This window comes from Nocardia farcinica, from assembly GCF_029867845.1.
Classification (GTDB): Bacteria; Actinomycetota; Actinomycetes; order Mycobacteriales; family Mycobacteriaceae; genus Nocardia; species Nocardia farcinica_A.
Genome location: NZ_JARWRU010000585.1, coordinates 1 through 1484 on the forward strand (window position 1 = coordinate 1; position 1484 = coordinate 1484).

Sequence of the window (1484 nt, forward strand, 5' to 3'; positions counted from 1 at the left end):
GCCCCCGGCCCCTGGACGGGGGGCGGCCCGCGCCGGGGGGGGTGGGGGCTTCGAATCGTTCTCGCGGCGGCTGGACGCCGGGCGGTATCACTCGCGGGTGGCGGCCTCGGTGGCGCCTTGGGCGGCGCCGGTCAGCACGACCTCGGGCTCGGCGGCCTTGGTCAGCTTCGCCTTGCTGGTGAAGGTGAAACGGGCGTCCTCGCCGGAACCCTCGCCGTCCCAGCCCTCGACGTCGACCAGGATGGTCTGGCCGGGGCCGATCTCGCCGAAGAGGATCTTCTCCGACAGCTGGTCCTCGATCTCGCGCTGGATCGTCCTGCGCAGCGGGCGGGCGCCGAGCACGGGATCGAAGCCACGCTTGGCCAGCAGGCTCTTGGCCTGCGGAGTGAGCTCGATGGCCATGTCCTTGTTCTTCAGCTGCGTGGCGACGCGGTTGATCATCAGGTCCACCATCTGGACGATCTGCTCGTCGGTCAACTGGTGGAAGACGATCACGTCGTCGATGCGGTTGAGGAACTCGGGCCGGAAGTGCTTCTTCAGCTCATCGTTGACCTTGAGCTTCATCCGCTCGTAGTTCGACCCGGCGTTGTTGCTCGCCGAGAAGCCGAGGCCGACGGCCTTGGAGATGTCCTGCGTGCCGAGGTTCGAGGTGAAGATCAGCACGGTGTTCTTGAAGTCGACCGTGCGCCCCTGGCCGTCGGTGAGACGGCCGTCCTCGAGCACCTGCAGCAGGGTGTTGTAGATCTCCTGGTGCGCCTTCTCGATCTCGTCGAACAGCACGACCGAGAACGGCTTGCGGCGCACCTTCTCGGTGAGCTGGCCGCCCTCCTCGTAGCCCACGTAGCCCGGAGGGGCGCCGAACAGGCGCGAGGCGGTGAAGCGGTCGTGGAACTCGCCCATGTCGATCTGGATGAGCGCGTCGTCGTCGCCGAACAGGAAGTTCGCCAGCGCCTTGGACAGCTCGGTCTTACCGACGCCGGACGGGCCGGCGAAGATGAACGAGCCGGACGGGCGCTTGGGATCCTTCAGGCCGGCGCGGGTGCGGCGGATCGCCTTGGAGACGGCCTTGACGGCGTCCTCCTGGCCGATGATCCGCTTGTGCAGCTCCTCCTCCATACGGAGCAGACGGGTGGTCTCCTCCTCGGTGAGCTTGAACACCGGGATGCCGGTCCAGTTGGCCAGCACCTCGGCGATCTGCTCGTCGTCGACCTCTGCCACGACGTCCAGGTCGCCGGAGCGCCACTGCTTCTCCCGCTCGGCGCGCTTGGCGACGAGCTGCTTCTCCTTGTCGCGCAGGCGCGCGGCCTTCTCGAAGTCCTGCGCGTCGATGGCGCTTTCCTTCTCCCGGCGGGCGTCGGCTATCTTGTCGTCGAACTCGCTCAGGTCCGGCGGCGCGGTCTTCCGGCGGAAACGCCTTCGCGCCCCCGCCCCCTCGGTTAGGTGCATCGCCTTGTTCGGCACGCACCCGGCGTGTATTATACGAG

At 67.6% G+C, this 1484-nt stretch carries 1 protein-coding gene; it reads right to left on the bottom strand.

The window, feature by feature from the left end; genetic code table 11:
- Window positions 1-87: 87 nt before the first annotated feature.
- Window positions 88-1484, bottom strand: a 1397-nt coding sequence (locus QH283_RS12765; protein ID WP_280503217.1) for an ATP-dependent Clp protease ATP-binding subunit, incomplete at its 5' end; no start/stop codon positions are given.